Origin of the sequence: Acinetobacter sp. YH12249 (genome assembly GCF_013417475.1) — a bacterium.
Lineage (GTDB): Bacteria > Pseudomonadota > Gammaproteobacteria > Pseudomonadales > Moraxellaceae > Acinetobacter.
In genome coordinates this window covers 90,621-114,825 of record NZ_VPDX01000002.1, presented here as the reverse complement: position 1 = coordinate 114,825, position 24,205 = coordinate 90,621, and the positions used below count along the sequence as shown (strand labels likewise).

The window sequence follows — 24,205 nt, the reverse complement described above, 5'->3', positions numbered from 1 at the left end:
AGTTGAGTGATCCTAGATTTCACGATCCGGGAAAAGTGGACGTTTACCCGGACTGATCCGGTTGATGTGCAGATACATCATATGACGTTCATATTTATCCAGAATGTCGTTAATAACTTGTTCCTTGCTGTAACCGACCAGATCATTGCCCTGAGATCCTTCAAACAGGTAACTTTCCAGACGATAGTAATAGCGTTTAGTCCGTTTACCCCGTGAACTAAAGTTCGGTGTGGCATAACGTACTGGCCAGATTTGATAGACAAAGTTTTCTTCTTCATCCAGCTGAATGGTGAGATCCAGATGATACAGTTCAGGTTCTTCCTCAAGCGGTTTTTCCTGAATATTCACTTGAATACCCTTATCGGTTAACTCAGTCGCAACTGCCTCAATGGCCGGCTTGCAGACGTCATCCAGCATGGCGCGAGTCTGTGAAAGGCTTGGATGCAACATCACCCGGCTCAGACGTTTCTTCCAGTTAAAGATGTCAACATTACCGACGACTGGTGCAGCATTCAGACTGGTACTGGCCTGACGGAAATCCTCAAGCCGCAAGGATTTATACAAACCGGCCATCACAAAGAAAATCACGAAACTAAAAGGCAGCCCCATAATAATGGTAGTGTTCTGTAATGCAGTCACGCCATTCGCCATGAGCATTGCCAAAGTCAGCAAACCGATCGCAATCGCCCAGAACACACTGAGCCAGCGCGGTGAATCATGCTCAATATTAGTGAATTTAGTAGTGAAGTTCCCCAATACCAATGCCCCTGAATCCGCTGAAGTCACATAGAACAGCAAACCTGTAATGGTGGCGACACCTGCGAGAAATGTGAAACCTGGATATTGTGCCAGCAGGTCATAAAAACCATGTGCCGGATTTTCTAAAACAGTTGTCGCAAGCTGAGTATTACCATCAAAAATCACGCTGTATAAAGCACTGTTACCGAAAATAGACAACCACGTGAGGGTAAATAACAGAGGAATAACTAAAGTCCCGGTGACAAATTCACGAATGGTACGACCACGAGAAATACGTGCCAGGAACAGACCTACAAACGGCGACCAGGCAATCCACCATGCCCAGAAGAACAGGGTCCAGCTGTTCATCCATTCTTTAGGCTGCTCAAAAGGGAAACTGCTTAAAGAGAGTTTCGGGAACTGGCTGAGATAATCACCAAAATTCTGAATTAGAGCCGCTAATAAAAACTCGGTATTTCCCATAAAGAGAATAAAGAGCAGTAACCCGATTGATACATAGATATTAATTTCAGAAAGAACCCGGATACCTTTATTGACACCCGCAGTGACCGAAATAATGGTAATAATAACTGCAACACCAATTAATGCAGTTTGAATCCAGATATTTTCCGGCAAGCCAAACAGGACATGCAGACCGTAGTTCAGCTGAACCACACCAATACCGCAGGTTGTGGCAATACCAAAAATCGTACCGAGTACTGCAGCGGTATCTACTGTATGGCCAATCGGGCCATTAATTCTTTTTCCAAAAATAGGATAAAGCGCAGAGCGAATAGTTAGCGGTAAATTATAGCGATAACTGAAATATCCCAATGCAACCCCAATCAGCGCATACATGCTCCAGCCGGTCAGACCATAGTGAAACAGGGTCCAGACCATGGACTGACGTGCGGCTTCAAAGGTTTCAGCTTCACCGACTGGTGGACTCATATAATGCGACAGGGGTTCAGCGACCGAGAAGAACATCAAGTCAATCCCGATTCCGGCTGAGAACAGCATGGCCGACCAGCTCAGCAGGCTGAATTCGGGTTTAGAATGTTTCGGTCCAAGCTTGATTTCGCCATAACGTGAGCAGGCGATAAAGACAATAAAGACCAGATACAGCGTTGCCGCCAGCAGGTAATACCAGCTAAAGGTACTACTGACCCAGTTTAAAATATTAATAATGACTAGATTGGCTTGTTCATTAAATAAAATCGTGATGATAGAAAACAGCAGAATAAGCGTCGCCGAACAATAAAAGACTACCTTATTCAGACTATCTTGCACCTCTTCGTTTTTCTTTTGCATAAATCTCTGACCATCGTTTTTGTTGCCGGATGATCTACAGTGCAGTGTGATTTAAAAGCAAAAACTGGCCCTAAAGCTTCCTTTTTTTCGTGAATTACAAACTTTTGCAAATCCAAAACAAACTGCGCTGTACATCAAGGGTGAGCTGGCACTATAATTTTTATTAATTGAACGTTCAATTAAAAAAGCGTTTATGAATTGTTACATTATTCAGCTATTTGCTTTAGCAGAGTGATTTTTTATTGTTACATCCGTTATTCAGGTTAGTCCTATGCCAAAAGTTGGTATGCAACCGATCCGTCGTCAGCAACTGATCGATGCCACCTTAGCTGCAGTGAATGAGCTAGGTTTTGCAGAAGCTTCAATTAGTCAGATTGCTCAGAGGGCAGGTGTCTCAACCGGCATCATAAGTCATTATTTTCAAGGTAAAAATGGGTTAATTGAAGCCACAATGCGTTACTTATTGCAGCAATTAGGTAAATCTGTTGCTGAAATCAAGTCACAGGTGAATGACGCTCCTGAACAACGCTTACTGGCGATTGTGCGTGGCAATTTTACTGCTCCACAAACGGATAAAGCGGCCATGAAGGTATGGTTGGCTTTTTGGGCCAGCAGTCTGCATCAGCCCGATTTACATCGTTTACAGCAAATAAACCATTACCGCTTACATTCCAATCTTAAATATGAATTCATGAAAAAGCTGAGTAAGGATCAAGCTGAGAAGGCAGCACAAGGTCTGGCTGCACTCATTGATGGATTCTGGCTAAGAGGTGCTTTAGTAAGTGGCGAAATTGATCCAGAACTGCCGATTGAACTGTGTAGTGAATATATCCGGCAACAACTCAAATAACCAATCTGCGAGGGAATTCCATTGACAACATTCAAACTGCAACGTCCTTATATCCATGGACAATATGTCGATGCAACGTCCAATAGCACGTTTCAAACTATTAACCCTGCAACAGGCGAAGTCCTGGCTGAAGTGCAGGTATGTTCAAAAAATGATATCGATCGTGCGGTTGAATCTGCACAACAAGGGCAAAAAGTCTGGGCAGAAATGACCGCGATTCAACGTTCGCGCATCTTAAATAAGGCAGTGGCCATTTTACGCGAGCGCAACGATGAGCTGGCAAAATTAGAAAGCTTGGACAGCGGTAAAGCCTTTAGTGAAACCTCTACCGTTGATATTACAACAGGTGCAGATGTACTCGAATATTATGCGGGGATTCTACTGGTTCTTGAAGGCCAGCAAATCCCGCTGAGAAGCAGTTCCTTTGTCTATACCCGCCGTGAACCTTTGGGTGTTGTCGCTGGAATTGGCGCATGGAATTATCCGATTCAGATCGCTTTATGGAAATCTGCACCGGCACTCGCTGCAGGCAATGCCATGATTTTCAAAGCCAGTGAAGTCACACCTTTAACTGCGTTGAAACTGGCAGAAATTTATACTGAAGCCGGTGTACCGCATGGTGTATTTAATGTGGTGACTGGTAGTGGTGAAATTGGTGGTTATCTGACTTCGCATCCCGATATTGCCAAAGTGTCATTCACTGGTGGCGTTTCTACCGGCAAAAAAGTTATGGCGCAAGCTGCCAATTCTAGTTTGAAAGAAGTCACCATGGAGCTGGGCGGTAAGTCTCCGCTGATTATCTGTGAAGATGCCGATCTGGATCTAGCGGCTGATATTGCCATGATGGCTAACTACTATAGTTCCGGTCAGGTTTGCACCAATGGAACCCGGGTATTTATCCCTTTGGCCTTGAAAGCAGAATTTGAAGACAAGATTTTGCAGCGTATTCCTTATATCCGTATGGGGGATCCACTTGATCCTGAGACCAATTTCGGTCCAGTTTCCAGCTTCTCTCATATGGAAAAAGTGCTGGGCTATATCGAAAAAGGCAAGATAGAAGGGGCACGCCTACTATGTGGTGGCGGCCGTGCTGAGGATGAACAGTTTGCCCAAGGGGCTTATGTCCTGCCGACCGTATTTACCGACTGCCGTGATGACATGACTATTGTGCGTGAAGAAATCTTCGGTCCAGTCATGAGCATCCTGAGTTATGACACCGAGCAAGAAGCCATTCGTCGTGCCAATGACACCGATTATGGTCTGGCCGCAGGTGTCGTCACACCAGACTTGGCCCGTGCACACCGAATTATTCATCAGGTAGAAGCAGGTATCTGCTGGATTAATACCTGGGGTGAATCACCTGCAGAAATGCCGGTCGGTGGTTATAAACATTCCGGTGTCGGACGTGAAAATGGTCTAGTCACTTTGCAGCACTACACCCAGACCAAATCGGTTCAGGTCGAACTCAGTCCTTTCCAGTCTGTATTTAGCGCATAAGGGGGATTTGATGAATTACGACTATATTATTATCGGTGCAGGTTCTGCGGGTAATGTTCTGGCAGCGCGTTTAACTGAAGATCCAGATACTAAGGTGCTATTACTTGAGGCAGGTGGCCCGGACTATCGTCTGGATTTTAGAACCCAGATGCCAGCTGCTTTGGCCTATCCTTTACAAGGACGCCGTTATAACTGGGCCTATCTGACTGATCCAGAACCCCACATGAACAATCGCCGTATGGAATGCGGCCGTGGTAAAGGTCTGGGCGGATCTTCACTGATTAATGGCATGTGCTATATCCGTGGTAATGCTATGGATCTGGAACAGTGGGCCAGCCTTAAAGGTCTGGAACACTGGAACTATGCGCAGTGTCTACCCTATTACAAAAAAGCTGAAACCCGCGATATTGGAGGCAATGACTATCATGGCGATTCAGGCCCGGTTTCAGTCGCAACGCCTAAGAATGGTAATAATGAGCTGTTTCATGCCATGGTCGAAGCTGGGGTTCAAGCCGGTTATCCACGTACCGATGACTTGAATGGCTACCAACAGGAAGGCTTCGGGCCAATGGATCGTACTGTGACACCACAAGGTCGTCGCTCCAGTACGGCACGTGGTTATCTGGATATGGCCAAAGGCCGGGATAATCTCACCATTATTACCCATGCCATGACCAACCGAATTCTGTTTAATCGCAATCAGGCGATTGGCGTAGAATATTTTGAAGGTCAAAATACCTTGCAGCCGATTCAGGTCTTTGCGGATCGTGAAGTTCTACTATGTGCAGGTGCAATTGCATCTCCACAAATCCTGCAACGCTCTGGTATAGGTCCGGCTGAATTGTTAAAAAGTCTGGATATTCCGGTGGTTCAGGACCTGCCGGGTGTGGGTGAAAACCTGCAAGACCATCTGGAAATGTACTTACAATATAAGTGCAAAAAACCGGTCAGCTTATATCCGGCATTGAAATGGTATAACCAGCCCATGATTGGCGCAGAATGGTTATTCCTAGGCAAAGGCATTGGTGCCAGTAACCAGTTTGAAGCGGGTGGCTTTATTCGTTCTTCGGATGAGTTTGAATGGCCAAACATCCAGTATCACTTCCTGCCAGTGGCGATTAACTATAATGGGACCAATGCTATTCATGAACACGGCTTCCAGGCTCATGTCGGTTCCATGCGTTCACCATCTCGTGGTCGGGTTCGCCTGAAATCCAAAGATCCGTTTGAACATCCAAGCATTCTGTTCAACTATATGAGCACTGAACAGGACTGGCGTGAATTCCGTGATGCCATCCGTATTACCCGTGAAATTATGCATCAGCCCGCCCTGGATCCATATCGTGGTGAAGAAATCAGTCCGGGCAAAAATCTGCAAACTGATGCAGAAATTGATGAATTTGTTCGTAATCATGCAGAAACAGCGTATCATCCGTCCTGTAGCTGTAAAATGGGTGAGGATGATATGGCAGTTGTCGATGGTTATGGGCGTGTGCATGAGATGCAAGGTCTGCGTGTCATCGATGCTTCAATTATGCCGCTTATTATTACAGGCAACCTCAATGCAACCACGATCATGATGGCTGAAAAGCTTGCAGATCATATCCGTGGCAAGCAGGCATTACCTGCTTCTACAGCGCCTTTCTACCGGGCCCCACGCGCTTAAGTCATGGCTATATTCCTGTTGTTTGTTGCATCAAGGAATATAGCGGAATTTATTTTTACCCAAAGCTGGATAAAACTGTAGTCGGTTTCAGTGTTATCCATTCTTTGCTTAATATAATTTATATTTTATGAGAATTTTCAAACAAACAGTCCTTTTCGGCTGTGCTGCTGTTTCTAGTGTTTATTGTTTTGCAGACGATGCAGACGCAAAAAAAATTGAAACCAGTGGAAACATCAGTGTAGTTTCTAAATACATCTCCCGTGGTCTGACCAATGCACCAGAAAATGATGACGTTGCCTTACAGGCAGCGCTGAATCTGGCTTATGGTAATTTTTATGTCGGTTACTGGGGCTCAACCTTAGGTTATTCCTACCCAGAACTGGAAGGCAAGAAATCACATCGCCGTGATAAAGTCGAACATGATTTTATCGTGGGCTATAACTATAGCAGTGAAAACTACGACTGGAATTTCTGGGATGCAACCTATTATTATCCGGGTGGCAGCCATACGACTTCAAATGAATTAGGTCTGAATGTAAGTCGTGCACTAAACGACAAGACCAGTGTTACAGCGGGTGTATCGACCTATTTATATGATGTGGCCTATGCCAATCAGGGTGATACTTTTTATACCTTGGATTTAACCCATCAGATTAATGATAAGCTGGGTGCGCATGTCGGTGCAGCGGGTGGTTATTTTAATGATGAAGGCAAATATGAAGGTAATGAGCTGGGCAACACTACCAAACAGCATGCTTTCCGTTATGCAACTGCTGGATTGAGTTATGAAGTTGCGCCAAAGTTGACCTTGTCTGGTGATTATATCTTCGGTGGTTACGACCGTTTTGGTGATAAACAGCGCGATCTCGCTGTGTTTGGCATTGGTTATGACTTTTAATTTGGATCTTGATCTGATTTAAAAAATGCATTTCGCAGTCCATAAAATCCAGTCGGGAACAGCAAGTATCAATAAAAACAGCCTGTTCCCGGCTTAAAGCCAGATTTTCTGAATATTTAATTAACAGATATTTTGATAAATCTGCAGGAAATTCGAGCAAACATTATCAATTTCATAAAATGATTCTATAATAGCGCCCATTCTTACTCGAGCTTATCCTGAAACTAACTGGTTGAAGGTTTAACCCGGGTTATTTTTATTTTTGAGTCAAATTCTCCTCCGTGATTCGGCTTGTATATTCAGATTTAGCATCTTATCTGTCCGTGGCGGCACATAAGAATATTTAGGTATCCACATGGAAATTAAGGTCAATTATCTCGATAATCTTCGTCAAGAAGCTAAGTTCGATGACTTCACGGTAATCGCCGATCAGCCGATCCGCTATAAAGGTGATGGTTCTGCGCCAGGTCCATTTGATTATTTTCTGGCTTCATCTGCGCTGTGTGCGGCTTATTTTGTTAAAGTCTATTGTGCAGCGCGTGACATTCCCACCGATAATATCCGTCTGTCTCAAAACAATATCGTCGATCCTGAAAACCGCTACAAACAGATTTTTAAAATTCAGGTCGAGCTACCGGCTGATATCTCTGAAAAAGACCGTCAGGGGATTTTGCGTTCGATCGACCGTTGTACCGTCAAAAAAGTCATTCAAACCGGTCCTGAATTTGTCATAGAAGAAGTTGAAAGTATTGATGCCGATGCTCAGGCATTATTAATGCCTAATCTGGCTTCAGACAGTCTGACCTGTATTCCGGGTAAAGACCTGCCACTGGAAGAAACCATTGCAAATATGTCTACGATTCTGGCAGGCCTCGGCATGAAGATTGAAATTGCGTCTTGGCGTAATATCGTACCGAATGTCTGGTCACTGCATATTCGTGATGCTCAGTCACCAATGTGCTTTACCAATGGTAAAGGTTCAACCAAAGAAAGTGCGCTGGCGTCTGCACTGGGTGAATTCATTGAACGTCTGAACTGTAACTTCTTCTATAACGACCAGTTCTGGGGTGAAGATATTGCCAATGCAGAATTTGTGCATTATCCGGATGAAAAATGGTTCCAGCCAGGTCCAAATGGCGAGTTGCCAGCCGAAGTTTTAGATGAACATACTCGTGAAATTTATGATCCTGAAGATGAGTTACTGGGTACCCATCTTTATGATACTAACTCAGGCAATAAAGCACGCGGTATCTGTTCATTGCCATTTGTACGTCAGTCTGATGGTGAAACTGTATATTTCCCATCGAATCTGATTGAAAACCTGTACCTCAGTAATGGTATGAGTGCGGGCAATACCTTGGCTGAAGCTCAAGTACAATGTCTGTCTGAAATTTTTGAACGTGCGGTTAAACGCGAAATTCTGGAAGGCGAACTGGCACTTCCGGATGTACCTGAACACGTACTGGTAAAATATCCGAAAATTGTTGAAGGCATTAAAGGCTTAGAAGAGCAAGGCTTTCCAGTACTGGTCAAAGATGCTTCTCTAGGCGGTCAGTTTCCGGTGATGTGTGTGACCTTGATGAACCCGCGTACGGGTGGTGTCTTTGCTTCATTTGGTGCTCATCCTAATTTTGAAGTGGCTTTAGAGCGTAGTTTGACTGAACTGTTACAAGGTCGTAGTTTTGAAGGCCTGAATGATCTGCCAAAACCAACCTTCAGTTCAAATGCAGTCACTGAACCGAATAACTTTGTTGAGCACTTTATTGATTCAAGTGGTGTCGTATCTTGGCGTTTCTTCAGCGCAAAATCTGATTATGATTTTGTCGAGTGGGATTTCACCAATAATGGCCAAAACTCAAATGCCGATGAAGCACAGGAATTATTTACCATTCTGGAAGAGATGGGCCACGAAGTTTATATGGCGGTCTATCAGCATTTAGGCGCAACTGCTTGTCGTATTCTAGTGCCGGGTTATTCTGAAATTTATCTGGTGGAAGATCTGGTTTGGGACAATACCAACAAAGCGTTGTTATATCGTGAAGATATCCTGAATCTGCATCGTCTGGATGATGAACAGCTAGAAGCTCTGGTTGAACGTCTGGAAGAAGCAGATGAAGATGATTACACCGAGATCCGTACCCTGATCGGGATTGAGTTTGACGAAAATACCGAATGGGGTCAGCTGACCATTCTGGAATTGAAACTGCTGATCTATCTGGCTCTACAGCAATTTGAAGAAGCTAAAGATCTGGTTGAGCAGTTCCTGCAATACAATACCAACACGGTTGAACGTGGCCTGTTCTATCAATGCATGAATGTAGTGCTTGAAGTCATTCTGGATGATGAAATGGAACTGGAAGACTATGAACACAACTTCCGCCGTATGTTTGGTGATGCCCGTATGGATGCAGTCCTCGGTTCAGTAGAAGGTACAGTACGTTTCTACGGTTTAGCTGAAACCAATATGCAGCTTGAAGGTCTGGATCGTCATCTACGTTTAATTGACAGCTACAAGAAACTGCATGCAGCGCGTGCCAAGTTTGTAGCAGCGTAGTAAGTGAAGATGATTAGCTGACTTTGCTAGTCTTTAAATCTTTAAAAAAATAGCCCATCTTAGAATGGGCTATTTTTTATATTGCTCTAACATCTTAGGAGTAATTAAAAAAAGAAAGAATAAAGGGCGATCCTTGCCGCCCATTTAAATCTTAAATAACAGCTTAAATATTATTTAAAGTCAGGGAAATATTATTGACCATATGAATCAGGCGAGGACCGATTTCATTTTCCAGTTTTTCCTGATTAAGCAGGTAAGTTGGCGCACCGCAGTTAAAGGTCAGAATACCATGTTTAGGGTGAATCAATGGCACTGCAACAGAGTTCACATCTTTGGCCCAATCGCCGAGAGATAGGCAATAGCCATAATCCTGATAATCACGAATGGCACGTTCTAAATTACGCTTAATGGTTGGCCACTGATCTTCATTTCTTTTTTTGATCGCATCGAACAGATACTCACGTTCTTTAACTTCCATCGCAGCCAGGCAGGCACGGCCCATCGCACTACTATGAATAGGCAGGGTAGAGCCAACTGGACGACGCATGGTCAAAGTAGACTCTGTATGAACCACTTCCAGATAAATCATGCTCAGACGATCACGTGTTGCCATGGCGACAGGCGCTTGCGCATAACGTGACATTTCTTCCATAAATGGATAAGCTTGGGTACGTGCCGAAATATTGCTTAGCGCCGCATAACCCAGAGCCAATACACCAACGTCCAACAGGTATTTGGTCGTATTCGGTAACTGTTTTAGATAACCTAAAGAAACCAACGTGCTGGTGATCCGGGCAACAGTCGGTTTTGGCAGATTAGTTAGCTGTGCAATTTCCTGGTTGCCCAGTAATTGATTCGTTGCAGAAAAACATCTCAGGATTTCTAAACCACGTGCAATAGACGCGATAAATTGCGGGTTATTTTCTCTATGAATATGTGAAATCGGATCTAAACGGATCTCATCAAAATTAGGTATTTCGCCAGTTTTATTTTTTGTCATGGTCAGAGCAATTAAAGGTAAATTAATAAATATGATAGCAATTAAATTTCACGATACAAAATAAAACACTTCTATTAATGATAAAAATAAATAAAAAAGTGCTCACTTTATCTGTATTTAAGTCAATTAGCGCTATTCAGCTAAAAACGATGCAGAATTTACAGGTTTTTGAGACCTGTAATGATCTTTAAGTATCTTTAGAAAATTTAAAGTTAGCCAGATAAAATTTCAGGAAAATGGAGCCAATCAAAACGAGAATCATCAGCACGATTTAATTGAAACATTTTTATCTCGCTGCGCTTTTATAGAATCAATTATGATCTGATTCAGATCATCTAACTCTTTTCTAAATCTACTAACAATCTAAAAATTTCGCATTGTGAAATAAAATTCTAACTATAATTTTTAATTAAAGCTAGAAAAATTTGCTTTTTTGCTTAAAAAATAAAATTTTTAATAATTTTTCTTGCTCAAAATGAATTTTTATGATTATTTATTTCGTATTACGAAACTAAAATTAAAGGGTAAAGGAATTTACCCAGATGAACTAAATAACATGGAGATCCCTATGATTCGCGATCCGGAAATGCTCGAGCAACTTCTTTCGACTATTCGTAACTTTGTCAAAAATGAACTAGTCCCTTTAGAACATGAAGTTGAAGAAAGTAACGCGATTCCTGAGCGTATTGTCGAGCAGATGAAAGAATTGGGTCTGTTTGGCCTAACTATTCCAGAGGAATACGGCGGTTTAGGTATCACCATGGAAGAGGAAATTCTGGTCGCAATGGAATTAGGCCGTACATCGGCTGCATTCCGTTCTTTGATCGGGACCAATAACGGGATCGGTTCAAGCGGGATCGTGATTGACGGTACAGAAGAGCAAAAACAGAAATACCTGCCACGTTATGCGACTGGTGAAATCATTGGTTCATTCTGTTTAACTGAGCCAGATTCAGGTTCAGATGCAGCATCTTTAAAAACCAGCGCGGTTAAAGATGGCGATTACTATATTTTAAACGGTACCAAACGTTTTATTACCAATGCACCGCGTGCAACGACATTTACGGTGATGGCGCGTACCAATCCTGATATCAAAGGTGCAAGCGGCATTTCTGCATTCCTGGTAGAAGCGAATACACCGGGCCTAAGTCTGGGCAAAATTGATAAAAAAATGGGTCAACACGGTTCATACACTTGTGACGTGATTTTTGACAACTGTAAAGTTCATAAAGATCAGTTGATCGGTGGTGTTGAAGGCATTGGCTTCAAAACTGCAATGCGTGTCCTGGATAAAGGCCGTCTACACATTGCCGGTTATAGTGTTGGTATGGCAGAGCGTATGCTGGAAGACGCTTTAAATTATGCAGTAGAACGCAAGCAGTTCGGTCAACCGATTGCCAATTTCCAGCTCATCCAAGGCATGCTGGCAGACTCTAAAGCTGAGATTTATGCAGCGAAATGTATGGTTCTGGATGCTGCTCGTCTGCGTGACGAAGGCAAGAATGTGACCACTGAATCTTCATGCGCGAAAATGTTTGCGACTGAAATGTGTGGCCGTGTAGCGGATCGCTGTCTGCAAATTCATGGTGGCGCGGGCTATATCAGTGAATATTCAATTGAACGTTTCTATCGTGATGTGCGTTTGTTCCGTCTGTATGAAGGTACTACTCAAATCCAGCAAATCATCATCGCACGTGAAATGATTAAACAAGCGACTGCTTAAGCAGCAGATTTTTAGAATATTGGAAATATTAAAATGAGCACAAGAATTAGATTTGACTGGCAAGATCCATTTTTACTGGAACAGCAACTGACTGAAGAAGAACGCATGATCCGTGACAGCGCGCATGCGTACTGTCAGGATAAGCTGATGCCACGTGTACTAGAACAGTTCCGCTATGAAAAAACTGATCCAACCATTTTCCGTGAAATGGGTGAACTCGGTCTGCTGGGTCCAACCATTCCTGAGCAATACGGCGGTGCCGGCTTAAATTATGTCAGCTATGGTCTGATTGCCCGTGAAGTAGAACGTGTGGATTCAGGTTACCGTTCTATGGCCAGTGTGCAAAGTTCTCTTGTGATGGTGCCAATCAATGAATTTGGTTCTGAAGAACAGAAACAGAAATATTTGCCAAAACTGGCGACCGGTGAATACATCGGTTGTTTCGGTCTGACTGAACCAGATCATGGTTCAGATCCGGGCAGCATGATTACCCGTGCGAAAAAGGTGGATGGTGGTTACCGTCTGACGGGCGCGAAAATGTGGATTACCAACAGTCCGATTGCTGATGTCTTTGTGGTTTGGGCAAAAGAAGTGTCTCCTGAAGGCAATGTCGGTGATATTCGTGGCTTTATTCTAGAAAAAGGCTGGGAAGGGCTTTCTGCACCAGCGATTCACGGTAAGGTTGGCCTGCGTGCTTCGATTACCGGTGAAATCGTGATGGACAATGTTTTTGTTCCAGAAGAAAATGCGTTCCCGGAAATTCGTGGTCTAAAAGGTCCATTTACCTGTCTGAACAGTGCGCGTTATGGTATTGCCTGGGGTGCGATGGGTGCAGCTGAATTCTGCTGGCATACAGCGCATCAATACACCATGGACCGTAAACAGTTCGGTCGTCCATTGGCTGCCAATCAGTTAATTCAGAAAAAACTGGCAGACATGCAAACTGAAATTGCGTTGGGTCTGCAAGTGGCATTACGTTTTGGTCGTATGAAAGACGAAGGCATTGCATCAGTTGAAGGTACTTCACTGATCAAGCGTAATAACTGTGGTAAAGCTCTAGACATTGCCCGTTTAGCGCGTGACATGATGGGTGGTAACGGGATCTCTGATGAATTTGGTGTAGCTCGTCATCTGGTGAATCTGGAAGTGGTCAACACTTATGAAGGTACCCATGATGTACATGCCCTAATTCTAGGTCGTGCTCAAACAGGTATTGCTGCATTCTCCAACTAAATGCAGATCAACCTCTAGCCAGCATTGCTGGCTAGTTTGTTTTGGCTGACTTTAATTAAAGTCAGCCAATCCAGTTCTGGGATGGATTTTAAAAATCTAGTCAGATTCAGAATTAAAGATCAATTCAACATTCTATGTTTCATTTAATTAATTAGGTGAAACATAAACTTCTAAAGGGCACAGGAGTGCCAGCAAAGTGTAAAGGACATTATGAATACGCTTAATTCACAACAAAACCTTCTACCAGAAGAAAATATGCCTAAGAAAAAGGTCTGGATTCTGGCTTTTATCTTTTCATTTTTAGCGTTATTGGTAGACGGTGCAGATCTTGCACTATTAGCCTACAGTCTAACCAGCCTCAAACAAGAATTTTCTTTAAGTAGTATTCAGGCAGGTGCACTCGGTAGCTGGACACTTGCTGGTATGGCCATTGGTGGCTTTTTTGGTGGCTGGGCTTGTGACCGCTTTGGACGAGTTCGGGTGATTGTGATTGCGATCGCTTTATTCTCTTCATTAACCTTCTGGCTAGGCTTTACTCAAAGCTATGAAGAATTTAAGTGGTTGCGATTCTTTTCAGCAATTGGCTTGGGTGCCCTCTATATTGCCTGTAATACTCTAATGGCAGAATATGTGCCAACAAAATATCGTTCTACAGTACTTGCTGCCTTAATGACAGGTTGGACACTTGGTTCAGTCGTTGCCACTGTACTTGCAGGATGGCTGCTTCCAGAGCTAGGCTGGCGTTATCTTTACTATATTGCCATTGTTCCGATTGTTCTTGCGATTGGCATGTTCTTCCTGGTACCAGAACCACAAGCCTGGTTAAAGGCACGTCAAGAAAGATTGGCAGCCAAAGCCAGCGGCGTAGTGCAAGAAAAACCGAAGAATACCTTCAAAATGATTTTTGCCGATGCGTTAAGCCGTCGCATGTTCATCCTCTGGTCGTTTAGTACGGCATTCTTACAGTTTGGTTATTACGGTGTAAGTAACTGGTTACCGGCTTATCTGGAATCAGACTTAGGTATCAAATTTAAAGAAATGACCACCTATATGATTGGGACCTTCCTGATCATGATGTGTACCAAAGTGATCGCAGGTATTATTGCGGATAAAATTGGTCGTCGTGCTGTATTTGCTTTCGGTACCATGGGCACCGCAATCTTTATCCCCATCATTGTCTTTGGCAACACACCGGACAATATCTTATGGCTCATGCTGTTTTTCGGATTCCTTTACGGTATTCCATATGGCATTAACGCGACTTATATGACTGAAAGTTTCTCTACCAAAGTCCGTGGTACAGCAACAGGTGGCGCTTATAACATTGGCCGTCTAGGTGCAGTATTGGCACCTTTAACCATCGGTTATTTTGCGCAAGGTGGCTCAATTGGTACAGGTCTACTCATCATGAGTGTGGCTTATTTTATTTGTGGTTTGATCCCGGCCATTTTCATTAAAAACCGTTTGTTTGACCCACAAAAAGCTGACTAATTAATTGATCAAACATTTATAAAGACAGGAAGATGCTAGGAAGCAATTAAATGAATAAAATCACACAGGATATCGAAACCATACTCAAGCAGATTCCAGATGGTGCGCATATTATGACCAGTGGCTTCGGTCTGGCAGGACAGCCAATCGAACTGATTGAAGCTTTGATTGATATTGGTCCTAAAGATCTGACCATCATCAACAATAATGCTGCTTCTGGTGATCGTGGCCTAACCAACCTATTATTGTCAGGACTGGTAAAGAAAATGATCTGTTCATTTCCTCGTGCCAATAACTCCAAGGTGTTTGAAGAGCTGTATAAAGCTGGAAAGGTTGAACTAGAGTTGGTACCACAAGGCAATCTGGCTTGCCGTATTCAAGCTGCAGGTGCAGGTCTGGGGGCTATTTTTACGCCTACAGGATACGGCACTAAGATAGCTGAAGGTAAGGAAACCCGCCATATCAATGGCAAGGACTATGTGCTGGAATATCCAATTCATGCAGACTATGCCTTGGTTTATGGCAATCAGGCTGATCAATGGGGCAACTTGACCTACCGTAAAGCAGCGCGAAACTTTGGCCCGTTAATGGCAAAAGCAGCCAAAACCACGATTGCTCAAGTACATGAAATTGTAGAGCTAGGCGAGCTTGATCCAGAGATTATCGTAACACCAGGTATTTTTGTGCAGCATGTGGTGAAGGTAGGAGATATTAAATAATGACAATTCAAAAACGTACACGTGAACAAATTGTAGAAAAAGTTGCACAAGATATTCCAACCGGTTCTTATGTGAATTTAGGTATTGGTTTACCAACACGCGTTGCCGGTTATTTAAAACCTGAACAGGATATTATTCTGCATTCTGAAAATGGCGTTCTGGGTTTTACCGCTTTAACTGACCCTGAACTCGCTGATGATGATCTGATTAATGCCGGTAAAGAACTAGTCAGCATGCTGGATGGCGGCAGTTTTATGAACTCCGCAGATTCCTTCGATATTATGCGTGGCGGCCATTTAGATTTCTGTATTATGGGCGCCTTTCAGGTTGCCGTAAATGGTGATCTCGCTAACTGGCATACCGGTGCACTAGATGCCGTCCCAGCAGTGGGTGGGGCGATGGATCTGGCAGTTGGTGCTCGCTGTGTTTATGTTTGCATGGAACATGTCACTAAAAATGGCGAACCACGGATTGTGGAAGAGCTGACTTATCCAATTACCGGTAAAAACTGCGTTGACCGTATTTATACCGATTTGTGCATTATTGAACTCAAAGATAATCAGGCTTGGGTGCTAGAAATAGTGGATGGCTTGAGTTTCGAAGAACTTCAGCAACAGACCGGATGCAAGTTGCTCGATGGCCGTGCAGCTGCACAGTTAAAAGCATCCATATAATAAGCTAAATCTTTTAAATATGGTTAAAAATCGCAGCTTAGGCTGCGATTTTTTTATATGCTGTATATTTTTGTGCTTAGTTGCGTATTCTAAAAGCGGACATTTCTATTTTGGGCTTACAAACTAAATTTTGCATAATCGCCATTATGTTAAATGGGCTAGAAATTTTTAGGCAAAGCTTATTACAAAATCAATAATTAATAAGATACATCCAATTTTCCCTAGTGTATGAGCAAAGATACCAACTGGTGAGAGAGATAGAGATTTATCTTTAGAAAAGAAATTTCTTAACGTTACTTCAGCTGTGAGTTGTTCATAAGTCATTAGAACGCCCATTTCAATACATACTAGAAATAACCCGATATTTCCTAAATATGCACTAATTTCTGTTTTACCATCTACAATATCCGAATAAATTTGGAATAAAGAGAATGCTGAAAATCCAAAACAGAAATACTTGAAATATGATTGCATCTTCATTCGGTTTTATTCAAAAGATTAAGTGCCATCAATCTAATGTATTTGTACAAGAAGTAATAGATATACCTGGAATAAGAGAAAACATTTTTTAGCAACTACAAGGCTAAAAATTCTAAACTTTCATTAGAAGAGATCATGTAACAAATGGCATATTACTTAAGAAATTTATTAGGCTCATTTGTAGGTTTAGTAGCTTTAACTGGTGCTGTATTAACACTGTTTGCATATAGCTCTGGGCCTTATATGACCCTAGGTATTATCTGCGGAATCATTCTTATGATATTAGGATTAACGCTCATTGGTTATATCAATGCAGCTACCGCACTGCAAAGTAAGACTCAACAAACCTTATACTTACATTCCGTATTAGTGATCTTGCTCTTCGCTACAGACTTAATTTTTGGCAATTTAGACTTATTGTTTACTATTTTAAGAAACATAGGCTTCTTTGTAATACTCCAATTTGGAGTCTATCTTTATGTAAAAAAGCGACAAATGAGCTTTAAAGAATTTCTAAAATTAACATAGATAATGTGTCATGTACTGCGCACCCAATCTTATATTCTATGAGTGCACAAGGTATGAGTTTAGATTGATTATGACTGGGACTGGATATTGACCAGATTGCGTTCTCGGCTTAGGTCGTAGCGGTTAATACTAAAGATGAGCAGGGCAAAGACAAAGCCCAATGCAACGCAGGCTGACCAGCCGTACATTTTCCATAGGTTTAGCGATAGAAATGCACCGATTCCAGCACCTGAAAAATAACAGGTCATATAGATTGCATTAATACGGGAACGGGCCTGCACTGAGATCCGATATACCAGATTCTGATTTAAAACATGTAGCGAAGAAATCCCAAAATAGGCAGGAATTAATCCAATGATATATACCCATAAATAGCTTTGCGCAAAAAACAAGGGAATCCAGGCCAGAATTAAACCTGTGGTAGCGAGTTGTGCGACCCATTTTTCCCGATGTCGACCAATCATTTTACCGGTCCATTGTGATGACCAGATGCCGACTATACCAACGATGCCCATTAACCCAATCTGGAAATCATTAAAATGGTAGGGGGCTTCCGCCAGTACAAAAGTCATGGTGGTAAAAATAATACTCAGCATACCAAAGCCCAAACCACCAATGATGCTGCGTCGAATCAGCATCGGTTCGGTTTTGGCAAAGGTAAATAGTGAGCGATAAATCTGCAAGATGCTCATTTGTAGCTGGCTTTTCGCTTTAGGTAACTGATACCACATGGCGATGCTGAGCAAGAGAATAGAACAGCCACTCAATAGGTAAACGGCATGCCAAGACCATAAGGTAGAAATCAGTCCTGATACAGTCCGGGCAAATAGAATACCGACTAGAACACCACTCATCAGCAGACCGACCACTTCAGCACTTTTTTCTCGTTGAGACAGGTTAGCGGCAAAAGGAATCAGAATCTGAGTGGTAATGGAACAGAAAGAGGCGAGTAGGGTAAAACCATAGAGCATATGCAGATTAGTACTGGCAGAAAGTCCGATCAGTGCCAGTCCGGTACATAGCATGAGGCTGCAAATATAGAGACGTTTTTCAAATAAATCGCCTAGAGGTACAAACAAAAATAACCCAGTGGCATAACCAATCTGGGTTAAAACGACAGTCCAGCCAGACTCGGCCACACTGATATGCAGATCTTCTGCGATAGAATAAATTAATGGCTGGTTAAAATAGTTACAACCTGCGCAAAGTGCGCAGGTCATAGCCATCATAAACATAAACTTTCTTGAAATTTGCCCTTGGGCTGACATCCTTGTCTCCTAAGGCTTTAGAAACTATAAGTCGCTGATAAGTTCACACGAGAAACATCCGCTTCTCGATTATCAAAAGTTTCACGCTTACCGTGGTGATATTCTGCGCCCAGATTAACCTTTGGAACTGGAGAATAAATCACGTTTGCTACATAGTCAGTTAAACGTTTATTGGTTTCAGGATTCGCGCGTGCATAGTCGCTGGAATCATCAAAATCAACAACGCTAGCATTAATGCTACTACGTAGTTTCGGCGTGAATTTATGTGTAAAGCCGATATTTAAGCTATTAAACTCATTCAGTAGAAGTTCATTATTGATTGGATCGACTGAGTAATCTCCACCCCAGGCAGCACCGTCGGTGGTTGAACCTTGAGTCAAGAAAGCTGCAATACGCTGGTCGCCGACCATATGGAAATAGTTACCTTGGATCGAGTTCTGATCATTAAAACGGTAACGTCCACCAAGACCTACACCCCAACCAACTTTTTCTATATCACCCGTATCAGTTTGTGCCTGCTTTTGATTGACAAAGCCTTGAGCTAATAAATGCAGCGGACCTGATTGATGAACATATTTAGTGGTTAAAGCAGGCAAGGCAGAAGAGCGATCGCCACCGGCCATGTACTCCAAACCGACATTCCAGGTATTTTCCGGATCCAGTTTGAAAGCATAACTGACTTGAGGTGTACGTAGGACTGATCCACCCAGCAATAAACTGTAGTCGACAGCTTCAGTACTAATTTCCGGTGTCGACATCAATGACCAGGCCTGACCAAAAGTCCAGTTATAGTATTTTAAATGTGCATGACGGATACGTAGTCCACCATCGCCTTTACCATTATTGGTCCAGAAGTCAGCTTCTAAACGTGCAGAAACATTTGGATTTCCACCAAGGTCTTTAGCCAAGAAACCAATTCGGCTGGCAGCTGCAGTAAAATCTGAACGGGTAGAGTCAGGTTCAGTAAAAGGCACTTTATTAATCTGGTTAATGGTACGGCCACGAGCTTCAGTGGTACTTTTGAAATCGACTGCGCCATCAAAGCGGATCAAGCCATAAACATCGACATTATCCACCATCGAACTCAAAGTTTTAGAGTCTTGCGCTTTGGCTTCTTCCTGCTGGTTTTTTAACGCAAGTTGCGCAGCCTTTTGCTGTTCCAGTTCAGCCTGGATTTGCTTTAACTGTGATTCTAAAAACTGCATCCGGTCTTCAGACGCTTCTGCTGAAAATGCCTGTGCTGAAGCAATACCACATAATGTCGCTAAAACTAATTTTTTCATTTCTTAATCCCTAAAGAAATATTCTGATATCTAAGAAGGAAAATCTTTCCTTAATGTTGCTCTAATTGCTAAATGCAGAGATGCTGACTTTTAAATGATGAATACGAGTCTCGTTCAACCCAGAAACATCCTGTTCAGGTCAAAGCATATGGATTCGATATTAAAGTCATAAAATTTGGATTCTGGAGAGCTGTTTATTTACAACTCTCCAGAGTTAAAAATTTATTCTGCTTTTTGTGGATCGTATAAACGGTCTTTAATAAACAGGGCAGGGATCAAACCGCATAGGAAGTAAGCTGCACCCATTACCAATAGACCAGTACCGATCGAACCATTCATCGCAAGATAACCAATGGTAATTGGAGCGAAGATTGCACCGATACGACCAATATTGAACGCACCACCGACTGCTGTACCACGAACCCCAGTTGGGAAACTTTCAGTTAGATAGGTTGCATTAATCGCATATGGAATACCGTACAGGAAGCCGAAGATTAGCATCAGTACACCAATGTTATCGGCATTGTGCATATACACGACAACAGGAATAAATAGCGCTGTTCCCATGGTGCCGAAAGCAAACACAATACGACGACCAATTTTGTCAGCCACATAACCTGCAATGATTTTGGCGAACATCATGGTAATAAAGGTACCCACCATGTATAACGCCATTTCCTTGAATTTAATGCCCAATTCAGCTTCAAGATAACTTGGTAACCAGTTACTTACACCGAAATAACCGAATAGCAGGAAACCAGAGCTGAAAGACCATAAGATGAACATCTTGCCATGGGTCTTATCTTTAAGAATGGTGATATATGGATTGCCTTTTTTGGCATCATTATCCACGATCTGACCAGTTCTTTTCATTTCACGGACACGTTTCCATGACTCTGGTTCTGGTACCATAAAGTGCATCAAAATACCCAAAGCTAATGGGGCAATTGTCACCCAGTACAGCATACGCCAGCCGAATTCAGGAATAATCCAGCCAGAAACCATGGTAATCACCAATGAACCTAAAGTGAAACCAGTCATTAATGTTGCCAATACTGTAGTACGGTATTTGGTCGGTACGTATTCTGACATCAGGGTATTACAGGCAATATATAAACAGCCTAAACCTAAGCACGAAAGGGTGCGTAAAATCGCAAACTCTTGATAAGACTGGGCAAAACCTGAATAGGCAGACAAAATCGAGAAGGAAATAGTGGCCAATACGATGACACGTACGCGACCGAATTTGTCACAGGCCCATCCGCCAATAAAGCCACCGATCCCCATACCCAAAAGAGAATAACTTCCCAAGGCACCGGCCTGTACAGAAGTTAGCCCCCATTCTGCTTTCAAACTGGTCAAGCTGAAAGCCAGAATACCAATGTCTGCACCGTCACATAGTAAAATCAAAAAAGCGAAGACAAAGGCCGTCATCCACAGGCGTTTAGGTGCCTGCTTAACGGTGTCGTCGGAGGAGACCCCCGTTTTAGTTTCCTCAGCTACGATGGTATCGCTTGTCATTCTTATATCCTCTATATATTAAAGTAGCATTCCTCTGCTACCGCTAAATCCATTTTCTTCCTCACGGAAAAGCATTTTCCTCATCTAAGGTCTAAGCGTCTGTGCGCATTCGCCCTGTTACGATCAGGCTGGATCTGATTTTTCCGTTTCACCTTGAGTGAAAAATCACTGAACAACGTAGTATCCTTATGACGGAAATTAATTTTTTTATTTTGTATTGTGGTTAATATTTACATAAATGAATAACCAAAATTCGAATTAAATAATTAATTCCGTATTGCGAAATCAATTAATCATAAAATAGCCAACTGAACAAGAGTTTTTACTCTAATTTTTATTAAAAAATAACTTTTTTGAGTTTTTGAGAGAAAAAATCTTGATTTATGGATCTAGAAACCGTAGTTTTATATAAAATAAAATTTCGCTATACAAAATAAATGGAGATTTTTGATGGAACAGGTAGTTCAAGTAGAGCAAATCTCGACACATGTGGCGATGGTCAAGATCCATCGTCCAGAAGCTAAAAATGCCCTGAATACAGAAGTGCGTCAGAAACTGGCTGCGGCTTTTCTGCAATTGAATGACGATGAAAATATCCGTGCCATTATTCTCACTGGCGGTGAAACTGACTTCGCTGCAGGCGCTGACCTTAAAGAACTGGCAAATGCTGAAACGATCCAGATGATGCAGCGTCGTACCGAACGTTACTGGCAAGCGATTGCACAATGTTCAAAACCAGTGATTGCAGCAGTAAACGGTTATGCATTGGGCGGCGGTTGTGAACTGGCAATGCATGCGGACATTATCATTGCTGGAAAAAGTGCCCAGTTCGGTCAGCCTGAAGTCAAAGTAGGGGTAATGCCGGGTGCTGGTGGTACACAGCGTTTATTCCGTGCCGTGGGTAAATTCCATGCAATGCGCATCATTATGACGGGTTGTCTGGTACCAGCGCCGGAAGCTTATCAGATTGGTCTGGTGTCTCAAGTAACTGAAGACAGCGAAACCCTTGCAACAGCAATCAAAATGGCTGAAGGTTTGGCAAAAATGCCGCCAATTGCGCTGGAACAAATCAAGGAAGTGGCTTTACTGGCTGAAGATGTGCCACTCAATGCCGGCTTAATGCTGGAACGTAAATCCTTCCAGATGCTGTTTTCTTCAGAAGATCAAAAAGAAGGTATGCAAGCCTTTATCGAAAAACGTAAACCAAATTATCAGGGACGATAAGCATGAGCATTCAAATTCAGAAAATCGGTATTATTGGCGTAGGTACCATGGGTGCGGGCATTGCCCAAATCGCGATTCAGTCCGGTCATGATGTGGTGTTGTTTGATGCCAAAGCGGGTGCTGCTGAACAGGCACAGGAAAAGCTGGCTAAAACATTAAATACCTTGGCTGATAAAGGTAAATTCAGCCATGAAAAAGCTGCTGAAGATCTTGCTCATTTATCGATTGCTCATCAGATCGAAGATCTGAAAGATTGCGATTTAATCGTTGAAGCGATTATTGAAAATCTGGAAATCAAACAAAAGCTGATGCAGCAACTTGAAGGCATTGTGAAACCGGAAGCGATTCTGGCATCCAATACATCTTCACTATCCATTAGTGCGATTGCTGCCAATTGCAGCCAGCCGGAACGCGTTGCCGGTTATCACTTCTTTAACCCGGTTCCACTGATGAAAGTGGTTGAGGTCATTGAAGGTTTTAATACCCGTGCTGATATTGTGGATGCACTTACTCAGCTGTCGACCAAGATGGGACATCGCCCGGTAAAAGCTAAAGACACTCCAGGATTTATCATTAACCATGCAGGTCGTGCCTTTGGTAGCGAAGCCTATGCAATTCTGAATGAAAATGTCACTCCATTTTATGAAATTGATCGCATCTACCGTGACGGGATCGGTTTCAAGATGGGGCCATTCGAGTTAGGCGATCTGACCGGGATGGATGTATCTCATCCAGTGAGCGAATCGATCTATCACCAATATTATGAAGAAGCGCGTTACCGCCCAAGCGTGATTACCCGCCAGCGTTTTATTGCTAAACAGCTAGGTCGTAAAACTGGTAAAGGTTTTTATGATTACACTTCAGGTAGCAAAGTAGGTGATGTGGCTCCAACACTGGTTGAAAAGCTGGATCAATATCCATTGGTTTGGCTAGGTACAGAATATAGCGAAGACCGTCAGGCGCTTGAGCAATATCTGCAGCAGTTCAACATCCAGATCGAGCAGACTGAAACACCTTCAGCAGATGCTTTAATTCTGATTGCGACTTATGGTGAAGATGCAACTTCAGCCGCAGTCCGCTATCAGGTGTCTCCGCAGCAAGTAGTCTGTATTGATCTGCTTTACGGTCTGAATAAACACCGTACTTTAATGCCAACGTTTGTGACCAAAGCTGAACTGGTAACCGCAGCACAATCGATTTTCAATCTGGATGGTGTGACCGCCAGTGTAATTCAGGAAAGCGTCGGCTTTGTGGCTCAACGTGCTTTGGCAATGATTGTGAATCTCGGCTGTGATATTGCCCAGCAAGGCGTTGCAACGGTGGAAGATATCAATATCGCGGTGAAATTAGGCCTTGGCTATCCATATGGCCCAATTGAGTGGGGGGATGTGCTGGGAGCTGAAAAAATCCTGAAAATTCTGGATCGCATGACTGCGATTACCCGTGACCAGCGTTACCGTCCAAGTCCTTGGTTACGTCGCCGTGTTCAGCTTGGTCTACCACTTGTTCATACAACACATTAATTAAAAAGTTAAAGGAATAACACT

19 protein-coding genes are annotated in these 24,205 nt (G+C 42.9%); 13 read left to right on the top strand and 6 right to left on the bottom strand.

The genetic code is table 11. The annotated features are described in order from the left end of the window. Window positions 1-12: 12 nt before the first annotated feature. A complete protein-coding gene (locus FTV25_RS01795; protein ID WP_159122945.1) occupies window positions 13-2,049 on the bottom strand; it encodes a choline transporter in 2,037 nt (678 codons plus the stop codon). Window positions 2,050-2,320: 271 nt separating this feature from the next. Between FTV25_RS01795 and betI the strand changes: the two genes are divergently transcribed. The 5 genes from betI to FTV25_RS01770 all read left to right on the top strand — a co-directional run bounded on the left by betI (window position 2,321) and on the right by FTV25_RS01770 (window position 9,514). Next, complete coding sequence (betI, locus tag FTV25_RS01790; RefSeq protein WP_005235723.1) at window positions 2,321-2,899, top strand: transcriptional regulator BetI; 579 nt, start codon at window positions 2,321-2,323, stop codon at window positions 2,897-2,899. A 21-nt stretch (window positions 2,900-2,920) separates the two neighbouring features. Next, complete coding sequence (gene betB, locus FTV25_RS01785; RefSeq protein WP_180002019.1) at window positions 2,921-4,396, top strand: betaine-aldehyde dehydrogenase; 1,476 nt, start codon at window positions 2,921-2,923, stop codon at window positions 4,394-4,396. Window positions 4,397-4,406: 10 nt separating this feature from the next. Beyond that, window positions 4,407-6,062, top strand: coding sequence for a choline dehydrogenase (gene betA / locus FTV25_RS01780; RefSeq protein WP_159122947.1), 1,656 nt, complete (start codon window positions 4,407-4,409; stop codon window positions 6,060-6,062). Between the two features lie 127 nt (window positions 6,063-6,189). After that, window positions 6,190-6,960, top strand: coding sequence for a hypothetical protein (locus FTV25_RS01775; RefSeq protein ID WP_180002018.1), 771 nt, complete (start codon window positions 6,190-6,192; stop codon window positions 6,958-6,960). Window positions 6,961-7,315: 355 nt separating this feature from the next. Further along, window positions 7,316-9,514, top strand: coding sequence for an OsmC domain/YcaO domain-containing protein (locus FTV25_RS01770; protein ID WP_180002017.1), 2,199 nt, complete (start codon window positions 7,316-7,318; stop codon window positions 9,512-9,514). 163 nt (window positions 9,515-9,677) lie between these two features. On the opposite strand, the gene FTV25_RS01765 is transcribed toward FTV25_RS01770, so the two are convergent. Continuing rightward, the gene (locus tag FTV25_RS01765) at window positions 9,678-10,514 is read right to left on the bottom strand and encodes an IclR family transcriptional regulator (RefSeq protein ID WP_004785687.1); all 837 of its coding nucleotides are present in this window, start codon (window positions 10,512-10,514) and stop codon (window positions 9,678-9,680) included. 568 nt (window positions 10,515-11,082) lie between these two features. On the opposite strand from FTV25_RS01765, the gene FTV25_RS01760 reads away from it, so the two are divergent. From FTV25_RS01760 to FTV25_RS01740, 5 genes are all read left to right on the top strand, one after another. Further along, window positions 11,083-12,237 carry an acyl-CoA dehydrogenase family protein gene (locus FTV25_RS01760; protein WP_034171043.1) on the top strand — a complete coding sequence of 385 codons (1,155 nt, stop codon included), beginning with the start codon at window positions 11,083-11,085 and terminating at the stop codon, window positions 12,235-12,237. A gap of 33 nt (window positions 12,238-12,270) precedes the next feature. Next, the gene (locus tag FTV25_RS01755; protein ID WP_180002016.1) at window positions 12,271-13,470 is read left to right on the top strand and encodes an acyl-CoA dehydrogenase; all 1,200 of its coding nucleotides are present in this window, start codon (window positions 12,271-12,273) and stop codon (window positions 13,468-13,470) included. A 210-nt stretch (window positions 13,471-13,680) separates the two neighbouring features. Then, window positions 13,681-14,961, top strand: a complete 1,281-nt coding sequence (locus tag FTV25_RS01750; protein WP_180002015.1) for an MFS transporter — start codon at window positions 13,681-13,683, stop codon at window positions 14,959-14,961. Window positions 14,962-15,011: 50 nt separating this feature from the next. Next, window positions 15,012-15,680, top strand: a complete 669-nt coding sequence (locus FTV25_RS01745; protein ID WP_005235708.1) for a 3-oxoacid CoA-transferase subunit A — start codon at window positions 15,012-15,014, stop codon at window positions 15,678-15,680. Then, window positions 15,680-16,354, top strand: a complete 675-nt coding sequence (locus FTV25_RS01740) for a 3-oxoacid CoA-transferase subunit B (RefSeq protein WP_180002014.1) — start codon at window positions 15,680-15,682, stop codon at window positions 16,352-16,354. Before FTV25_RS01745 ends, FTV25_RS01740 begins: the two co-directional genes overlap by 1 nt. 168 nt (window positions 16,355-16,522) lie before the next feature. Here the strand turns inward: FTV25_RS01740 and FTV25_RS01735 are convergent, their stop codons facing one another. Then, window positions 16,523-16,834 (bottom strand): hypothetical protein, encoded by a 312-nt coding sequence (locus FTV25_RS01735; RefSeq protein WP_180002013.1) that lies wholly within the window; start codon window positions 16,832-16,834, stop codon window positions 16,523-16,525. A 144-nt stretch (window positions 16,835-16,978) separates the two neighbouring features. On the opposite strand from FTV25_RS01735, the gene FTV25_RS01730 reads away from it, so the two are divergent. After that, entirely contained in the window at window positions 16,979-17,362 is a 384-nt protein-coding gene (locus tag FTV25_RS01730; protein WP_159123599.1) for a hypothetical protein, read from the top strand. A 68-nt stretch (window positions 17,363-17,430) separates the two neighbouring features. Here FTV25_RS01730 and FTV25_RS01725 read toward each other — a convergent pair whose 3' ends face one another. The 3 genes from FTV25_RS01725 to FTV25_RS01715 form a co-directional block, all read right to left on the bottom strand. After that, window positions 17,431-18,630, bottom strand: a complete 1,200-nt coding sequence (locus FTV25_RS01725; protein ID WP_159123598.1) for an MFS transporter — start codon at window positions 18,628-18,630, stop codon at window positions 17,431-17,433. 17 nt (window positions 18,631-18,647) lie between these two features. Beyond that, on the bottom strand, window positions 18,648-19,913 hold the full coding sequence (locus tag FTV25_RS01720; RefSeq protein WP_180002012.1) for a DcaP family trimeric outer membrane transporter: 1,266 nt from the start codon (window positions 19,911-19,913) through the stop codon (window positions 18,648-18,650). A gap of 222 nt (window positions 19,914-20,135) precedes the next feature. Next, on the bottom strand, window positions 20,136-21,434 hold the full coding sequence (locus FTV25_RS01715; RefSeq protein WP_179993397.1) for an MFS transporter: 1,299 nt from the start codon (window positions 21,432-21,434) through the stop codon (window positions 20,136-20,138). A 450-nt stretch (window positions 21,435-21,884) separates the two neighbouring features. Between FTV25_RS01715 and FTV25_RS01710 the strand changes: the two genes are divergently transcribed. Beyond that, complete coding sequence (locus FTV25_RS01710; protein WP_004785705.1) at window positions 21,885-22,658, top strand: enoyl-CoA hydratase; 774 nt, start codon at window positions 21,885-21,887, stop codon at window positions 22,656-22,658. Window positions 22,659-22,660: 2 nt separating this feature from the next. Then, window positions 22,661-24,181: a 3-hydroxyacyl-CoA dehydrogenase gene (locus FTV25_RS01705; RefSeq protein WP_180002011.1), complete on the top strand. Its 1,521-nt coding sequence runs from the start codon at window positions 22,661-22,663 to the stop codon at window positions 24,179-24,181. Window positions 24,182-24,205: the final 24 nt, after the last annotated feature.